This is a genomic window from Plantactinospora alkalitolerans (genome assembly GCF_015690345.1).
GTDB classification, from domain to species: Bacteria; Actinomycetota; Actinomycetes; order Mycobacteriales; family Micromonosporaceae; genus Plantactinospora; species Plantactinospora alkalitolerans.
This window is the reverse complement of sequence record NZ_JADPUN010000351.1, coordinates 1-7,123: the sequence shown is the minus strand read 5'-3', so window position 1 is coordinate 7,123 and position 7,123 is coordinate 1. Positions and strand designations below refer to the sequence as shown.

Sequence of the window (7,123 nt, the reverse complement as noted above, 5' to 3'; positions counted from 1 at the left end):
ACCACCGGCGGCGCGGGCGGCGGCGGCGCGGGCGGCGGCGACCCTCTCACGGCCGCGAGTGCCGCGTCAGCGTTGGGGCCTGTCATGACCCGTCCTTTCCAGCTCCACCGCCTCGTAAAGCGCCTTGATGTTCGCGCTGCCGAACGTCCGGGCGCCCTGCCGCTCGATGATCTCGAAGAAGAGCGTGTGCCGGGGGTGGTCGGACGCGGTGAAGATCTGGAACAGCTGCCCGTCGTGATCCTCGTCCACCAGTACGTTCGCGGCGCGGAGGCGCTCCGACCTGTCGCGTCCGAGCGCCACCCGCCGGTCGAGCCGGTCGTAGTAGGCCGGCGGGGTGTGCAGGAAGGAGACGCCGCGCCGGCCCAGCGCCCGTACCGCGCGGACCGCGTCCCCGGACGAGAACGCGACGTGCTGGACGCCGGCACCCTGGTGGCTCTTCAGGAACTCGTCGATCTGCCCCGGCTCGGTCGAGGGGTCGGGCTCGATGAGCGTCAGGGTCACCCCACCGGAGCGGCTCTGCACGACCGTCGACTCCATCGCCTGGTCGCCGACGACGATGCGCTCCTCGAAGACGTCGCGGAGGCCCAGGGCGGCCCGGTAGAAGTCCACGGTGGACCCGAGGGTGCCCGCGTCGAGGCAGACCGCGATGTGATCGACGCCGAGCAGGCCCACGTCGTCCGACTGCCCGCCGTCCTGACGGAGGGTTTCGACGAAACCGACCGGCAGGCCCGGACCCTCGCCGGGCGCGCGCTGCACGAGCGTGTGTACGACGTCCTGGAAGCCGCCGATCACAGCCGTCACGGCGGGGCCGCGGCCCGCGTGCCGGGTCGGCCGGCGGCGGATCTCGGCACCGTTGGCGGCCGCCGTACGGAAGGTCGCCTCCACATCGGCGCTACGCAAGGCGATGTCCGCGACACCGTCACCGTGACTGAGCACGTACGCCGATGCGGGATGCAGGTCGGACGTGGCCTGGGTGAGCACCAGGGTGATGGATCCGTGCCGCAGGGCGATGCTGCGGTGTTCCGGAGAATGGCGGGTGCCCACCACGGTAAACGCGTACCTGTCGACCCAGTTGAATGCGGCCCGTTCGAGGTTCTCCACGTATATCTCGAGATAATCGATCGAGACATCTTCCGGTGGCTCCGTTGCCTCCGTGGAATCAATCATGATGCCCCCTGGCCGATGAATGATCGAAATCCTTCGGAGTGTAAAACGCACCAACGGTTCTGGCTACAGGGCTGTGGCGTCCCGACGGTGAACGCTTTGTGGGATGCCATTCGGCGCTGGAGGTGTACGTCCCGGGCTGCTATTGTTCCCCAATTATCGGTCGGGAGCGATCTCTGTCACCCGTACCGAATCCGGAATCCGTATCGCCGTGGGAGTCCGTCCGTACGTCCCTCGTACCCGACCGGCCGTCCGCTGCACCCAACGGTGTGCCGAGCCGGCTCGTGGCCATTGTCCGGCTGTCGCGGCGTGTACCGCACCGCCGTGCCCGTCGTTCGTCAGACGGCGACGGGGCCGTCCGGTCTGGATTCGCGGGGTCCACCACAACCCGAGCGACCCGGTAGATCATGACGGTGATGATGCGGCCGGACCGTCCGGATGCGGTCGCCACCCTGACGCGGGGAAGGGGCCACGGTTCCGGCGCGACGTCGTCCGGCCGACCGGATTCGTACCCGTTGACCCGCAGCCGTCCCACCTATTAAGCATCGTGGAAGGCAATCGCCGGTCAATCTGCTCGACGGACGGAGGCGTTCCCGCGACCGCGACCTGCGACATTCCTGGTGGCGTCGCTGCGCTCGGAGCGCGTGTGTCCGACGGTCGTGAGCCCGACGGGTCTGATCGGGTCACAAGGCAGGCTTGCCCTACTACGATGGAAATGCAGGCGATATCACCGGCGGGTGCATCGGTACGGGGGACCTGTGAGGCTCGGGGAACGTGATATTGAATTTCGCCTTATCGATCAACTTTACTCGGAGTGTCGGGAGGGTAAGGGCGCTGCCGTCATCGTCAGCGGCCCGGTGGGATCGGGAAAGACGGCCCTGCTCCAGGCCACGGTGGAGCAGGCAGGTCGGCACGAGGGCGTGTCCTTCTCGGTGACCGCGTCGGTCACCGAGCGCCCGCATCCGTTCGGCCTGGTACGGCAGTTGATGAAGTCCATGCGGATGGCGGGCATGCCTGACCCCTTGCCGGCCGAGGAGACCGGTACCGGTACCGACACCGCGTCGCAGGCTCCGTTCGCCCTGGTGCAGGAGATCTGCCGGACGATCTGCGGGTTCGCCGAGGGCAGGCGGATCGTCATCGTCGTCGACGACGTCCACTTCGCCGACGAGCAGTCGCTGCGCTGCCTGGCCTACCTCGTCCGCCGGATCGAGTGGTCGGCCGTGCTGATGGTGCTGACCGAGAGTTCGTCGCACGAACGGGAGCTGACGGCGCTGCACGCGGAGACGCTGCACCTGCCGTACTGCCACCGGATCAGGCTGGCTCCGTTGACGCGCGACGGCGTCGCCGAACAGTTGACCGAGCGGATGGGTGTCGAGCGACCGCAGGAGATCGCCGAACTCTGGGCGGAGACCAGCGGCGGCAATCCGCTCCTCCTGCACGCGCTGATCGACGACTACTCGGCGGGTGCGTCGGTGTCGGGGGAGCCGGAGCCCGGCCCGGCGTTCCGGGAGGCCGTACTGCGCTGTCTACACCGGTCCGAGCCGGGAATGGTGGCGGTCGCCCGGGCGGTGGCGGTGCTCGGCGCCTCCGCGACACCGTGGCTGATCGGTGAACTCCTCGGCGTCGACGCCAGCTCCGTACATGCCAGCATCCTCGACTTGAGGGCGATGGGACTACTGACGGCGGAGCGGTTCCGGCACGAGGAGGCGAGACTCGCCGTTCTCGCCGACGTACCGCTGCGGGACCTGCGCGCGATGCACGGCCGGGCGGCCGAACTGCTGCACGGCAGCGGGGCACCGGCGGTGGCGGTCGCCGACCTGCTGATGGCCGCACATGACTTCGCGAGGCCGGGAGCGTCGTGGCGGGTGGCCATCCTGCACGAGGCCGCGCGGGAGGCGATGGCGGCCGGCGACGTCGTCGACGCGGTCAACTACCTGCGGCACGCCTCGGGCATGGTCGCCGACGACCGGCACCGGGCGCAGATCATCGCGTTGCTCGCGGACGCCCAGTGGCACATCGATCCCGGCAAGGCGGCGCGCTACCTGCATCATCTGGGTCAGGACGTCCGTGCCGGCCTGTTGACCGGCGAGGCCGCGCTCGTACCGGTCAACCAGCTGCTCTGGCGGGGTGACTTCGCCGAGGCCGACGAGTTGCTGCGCGTTCTCGAGTCCACATCCACGGACGAGCATCCGGCGAACGACACCCGGTGGCCGGCAGCGCCGGGTGCCGGGGCCATCGCGCGACTCTGGGTCGCCTTCTGCCAGCCGGGCCTGCCGGTCGGTGTCATCGGTGGAGAAGCCGGCCGGGCTCGGGACGTTCCGTTGGCCCCGTCCGGTCCGATCAGCGCGGCGACGTTCCTGAACTCGGCGGTGAGCCTGACCTACGACGGCGTGGAGATCGAGGGCGCCGACCAGATGCTGCACGGCATCCGGGCGGGCAGCTCCCTCACGCCCGCACTCTTCGCGCTTGTCCAACTGGTGCGTACGGGCCGACTGGACGAGGCGGTGCGCTGGTCGGACCGGCTGTTGGAGGAGCCCTGGATCCGGCGCCTACCCATGCGGCGGGTCATGTTCGAGACGATCAAGGTCATTGCGGCGCTGCACCGCGGAGCCAGTGCCGAGGCGCTGGACGGGGCACGGGCGGTGCTCGATTCCATCTCACCGCCGGCCTGGGGCGTCGTGGTGGGCATTCCGCTCTCGCTGGCGGTCCGTGCGGCGACCGAGGTGGGCGATGTCCGGTCCGCGATGTCGTACCTCACCTTCCCGGTGCCCACGGCGATGTTCGACACCCCGTTCGCGCTGCCGTACCTGCAGGCGCTGGGGCGGTACCACCTGGCGATGGGTCATCCGGAGACCGCGCTGACGCACTTCAATTCGTGCGAGGAACTGGTGTCGAAATGGCGCCTCGACACCCCGGACGTCGCGGACTGGCGCAATGATGCCGCTGCCGCCCTGAACGCGATGGGCCGGAGCCAACCGGCCCGCGCGCTGATCGAGAGGCAGTTGTCGGGGTTGGCCGATCGACAGTCCGGGACGGGGGGCGGCACGGACGGCATGCCGGCCCGGTTGACCCTGCTGCGTGAGGCGGTGCAGATCCTCGAATCGAGCGGTGACGGCCGTGAACGGGCCCGTCTTCCGGCGGAACTGGCGGCTCCGTCCGACGAAGATGCGGAGGAGCATCGGCGCGGTACGCGAATTCCGCCTCGTTACGGACACCTCCAGACCGCCGACGCGGACCAGAGCGCCTATCCGGGCCGGGCCGAACTCACGGACGCGGAACGCCGGGTCGCGGCCCTCGCGGCCGCCGGCGCCACCAACCGTCAGATCGCCGACAAGCTGTTCATCACCGTGAGTACGGTCGAGCAGCACCTCACGAAGATCTACCGCAAACTCAACGTGCGGCGCCGTTCGGGACTGTCGGCCGGACTGCGGCAAAATCTGTCCTAATCCTACGCCGGCGCCCTTTCCGCCTGAGCGTCCAACGGGGACTGCGGATGGTCAGTTGGACGAATTCTGAGAAACCTCCGAACCGGCGGTGCGGTTATCGGCCAATTTGGAACTGTCCGTATTCTGGAAGGATCATCGCGGTTGGGTTTCTGGTGATCCATGCTCGGTGCGGAGTGTGACCATAGGCGGTTGGACGTGTCGTTGACGTGAATGTGCAATTCACATTACCGTTCCGCAAGTGGATGCGGCACCTCCTGCGTAGGTACGGCAGAATGATCGAAGAGGTGCTGGAAAGGTGTTGTGTGGTAAGCCGCGCAGGTGGGGCCGGAGGTACCGATGCGGTCAGCATCCCGTCCCTTTTCCAGTCGGCGGTGGTGCGGCGGCGGGCGATGCGGAAGGGTGCAGGCACAGACCCGTGCTTAACTGGCGAGGACGCGGGCGGGGAAGTGTCGATCTTCGAGGCGGACCGATCGCCTCGGCCGACGGCATGATCGTCTCGGCCGACGGCATGTTCTGGGAGACGCCGAGACGACCCCGGTGATGCCGAGCGCCGGAATCAGCGGCAGGTCGAACAACTCGTAGGGTGGGACGACCGATTCAGCAGTGCGGCCCGAGAAGCCGGCGCCGCCCAGACGGCGAAGGAGCGACATGGCCCTGCGGGCGATCCGAGGCGCGACCCAGGTTGAGGCGAACGAGCGGGAGCTGATCCTGGAGGCAACCACCGAACTCGTCACCGAGGTGATGACCCGGAACGAGTTGATGATCGACGATGTCGTCAGCGTCCTCTTCACCACCACCTCCGACCTGACGGCCGAGTTTCCCGCGGCCGCTGCCCGCAAACTCGGCTTCGGGGAGGTCCCGATGCTCTGCGCGAGCGAGATCGACGTACCGGGGGCGTTGCCGAGGGTGGTCCGGCTGATGGCGTACGCCGAAACCGAGCGGACGCGCGGCGATATCCGGCACGTCTACCTGCGCGGTGCCGTCGCCCTCCGTCGCGACATCGCACAGTAGGCGCCCGGGTCGGGCTCGCCCCGGGCCGTTGCCCGTCCGGGCCCGGGGACGGGTGGCCGGAGGCGCATTAGCCGACGGCGCCGTTGAGCAGGGAGTCGCCGAGCGGCGTGCGCTGGTAGAGGACGGACCGGCCGTCCCGCCCGGCCGACACGATGCCGGCTCCGTGCAGGGCCTTGAGGTGGACGCTGAGGGTGGGCGCGGCGAGGTTGAGCTGGCAGGCCAGTTGGGTGGTCGACATCGGCAGGTCCAGCTGGGCGAGGATGGCTGCCCGGCTACGACCGAGGACCACTGCCAGCGGCGAGTCGTGCGCGACGGCGGAGCTCTCCCAGAGCCGGCCGAGGCCGCGCGGCGAGTACGTCACGGTGGGCGTACCCGGATCGGCGGGTCCGGACTATCACGTCGGGCCAGGCGAACACGCAGGGCACCAGCAGCAGGCCACGGTGTCGGAGATCGGCGTGCCCCTCGTAGTACTTGACGATCCGCAGGGTGTCGTCGTGGAAACTCACCAGCGGATGCAGCGTCCGGAACAACTGCCGCAGACCGCCGCTGGCGAGTTCCTCCAGCCGGTAGGTCAGGTCGGCCTGCAGCAGTGCCCGGATCCGTGACCAGTACGGCGCGACGGCCGCCTGCCAGTACCGTTCGAGCACGGCCACGATCCTGACCAGCGCCGCCCCGGGCGCGGCGACGAGGTCCCGGATCAGCGCGATCCGGCGCGCGGCGCCCGGCCCGCGTTGCGCGACCCGGTGCTCGGCGAGGTGGGACAGCTGCCCGGCAACGGTCGCCGGATCGGTGGCGGCGACCTCGGCCAGTCCCGCCTCGAAACTGGAGATCCGCTGCGACGGCGAGGGCATCAGGAAATCGGGGAGGTAGCCGGCCGGTCGGATCAGGGCGGTGAGCAGCTCCAGATCGACCTCCCCCAGCCGGCCTCCGAGCTGTCGGACCCAGGGTGCGTGCAGCCGGGTCGCGGAGTCGGCGGAGAGCGCCCGCACGCTGGTCACGACCTCTTTCATCGGGGAGATCGCGAAGCGGATCCGGCTCAGGTCCGCGGAGCTGAGATGAAGATGGATCACGGAAGTAGATTAGGCCATGGACTAATCCTGGCCACCCGTGACCGCGCTCGGCAGGCTTGCCCACATGACGAGTGAGGTGCTATCTGAGGCGTACCAGCGGCTGCACCACGCGGGGCCGGAGTGGGGCGAGAACATCCTGACGAATCACGGTCCGATGGCCGTGGAGGTGCTGGTCCGGCGCGGACACGCGGCCCGGGTGACGGGCTGGCTCGACCGGTACCTCGCGCGGCTGGACGACCTGCCGGCGGCCCGCGCCGCGATCACCGACCTGAACTGGCGGGAGGCGTTGGGGGACGAGCGCCGGATCGGGGACTGGACGGCGTACCTGACCCGCGAGGTCACCGAGCACCCGTGGCGGGACGTGCTCGGCCGCTGGTGGCCCCGGCTGCTGCCGGGCATCGTGGCCGGTACCACGCACGGGGTGATCCGGGT

At 69.2% G+C, this 7,123-nt stretch carries 5 protein-coding genes and 1 pseudogene; 3 read left to right on the top strand and 3 right to left on the bottom strand.

Annotated elements, in window-relative coordinates; translation table 11 throughout:
- Positions 1 to 66: 66 nt before the first annotated feature.
- Complete coding sequence (gene hppD / locus I0C86_RS37145; protein WP_196205996.1) at positions 67 to 1,167, bottom strand: 4-hydroxyphenylpyruvate dioxygenase; 1,101 nt, start codon at positions 1,165 to 1,167, stop codon at positions 67 to 69.
- Between the two features lie 617 nt (positions 1,168 to 1,784).
- On the opposite strand from hppD, the gene I0C86_RS37140 reads away from it, so the two are divergent.
- Positions 1,785 to 4,610 carry an ATP-binding protein gene (locus tag I0C86_RS37140; RefSeq protein WP_323374089.1) on the top strand — a complete coding sequence of 942 codons (2,826 nt, stop codon included), beginning with the start codon at positions 1,785 to 1,787 and terminating at the stop codon, positions 4,608 to 4,610.
- 648 nt (positions 4,611 to 5,258) lie between these two features.
- Positions 5,259 to 5,621: a chorismate mutase gene (gene aroH, locus I0C86_RS37135; protein WP_196205994.1), complete on the top strand. Its 363-nt coding sequence runs from the start codon at positions 5,259 to 5,261 to the stop codon at positions 5,619 to 5,621.
- A 67-nt stretch (positions 5,622 to 5,688) separates the two neighbouring features.
- Here aroH and I0C86_RS44125 read toward each other — a convergent pair whose 3' ends face one another.
- Positions 5,689 to 5,910 carry a helix-turn-helix domain-containing protein gene (locus tag I0C86_RS44125; RefSeq protein ID WP_323374088.1) on the bottom strand — a complete coding sequence of 74 codons (222 nt, stop codon included), beginning with the start codon at positions 5,908 to 5,910 and terminating at the stop codon, positions 5,689 to 5,691.
- Positions 5,894 to 6,691 (bottom strand): DUF5937 family protein, encoded by a 798-nt coding sequence (locus I0C86_RS44120; RefSeq protein WP_323374087.1) that lies wholly within the window; start codon positions 6,689 to 6,691, stop codon positions 5,894 to 5,896. Before I0C86_RS44120 ends, I0C86_RS44125 begins: the two co-directional genes overlap by 17 nt.
- A 64-nt stretch (positions 6,692 to 6,755) precedes the next feature.
- Between I0C86_RS44120 and I0C86_RS37125 the strand changes: the two are divergent.
- A pseudogene (locus I0C86_RS37125) lies at positions 6,756 to 7,123 on the top strand (questin oxidase family protein); the annotation flags it as partial.

What these genes read in the sequence shown, in the direction of transcription:
- hppD (WP_196205996.1), bottom strand. Translation starts at nt 1,167, where the DNA reads ATGATTGATTCCACGGAGGCAACGGAGCCACCGGAAGATGTCTCGATC.
- aroH (WP_196205994.1), top strand. Translation starts at nt 5,259, where the DNA reads ATGGCCCTGCGGGCGATCCGAGGCGCGACCCAGGTTGAGGCGAACGAG.